Raw genomic sequence first — 387 nt, 5'->3', positions numbered from 1 at the left:
GAACTTGTTGGCCAGATCGATGCGGAAACGACGCGTGAAGTCGATGGCAGCGAAAGAAGACACAGAGGCTTTATTTACCCTTACGATCTCCCGTCTTCAACTGATGAACGCCGTGTTGATATTTTTGGTGGTAAAGCATGGTGGTTAGATGACTTAACAAATGATGGTGATGCGTCTAGTCACAATAACCAATTTAGAATCATTGATGCGACGGATATCAATGATGCTGGCGTGATTTCAGCAACGGCTATCAAATGTACAGTCGACGGTAATGATAAGCCTTATGACACAACATCACACAACTCATACTGTGGTGGTGCCTCATCTAACGCAGTCGAAAAGGTTGTAGCTGTTAAGCTTATCCCAATCAAGGGAGCAAGGTATGAC

General features: G+C 44.4%; 1 protein-coding gene. It reads left to right on the top strand.

The window, feature by feature from the left end:
* The coding region (locus tag AB4486_RS28300) for a DUF3466 family protein (protein ID WP_372120151.1) at positions 1-387 on the top strand (387 nt) is incomplete at both ends.

The sequence above is a fragment of the Vibrio sp. 10N.222.55.C6 genome (genome assembly GCF_041473395.1).
Classification (GTDB): Bacteria; Pseudomonadota; Gammaproteobacteria; order Enterobacterales; family Vibrionaceae; genus Vibrio; species Vibrio crassostreae_C.
Note: the sequence above shows the minus strand (reverse complement) of the source record. Positions and strands in the feature narration are given on the sequence as shown.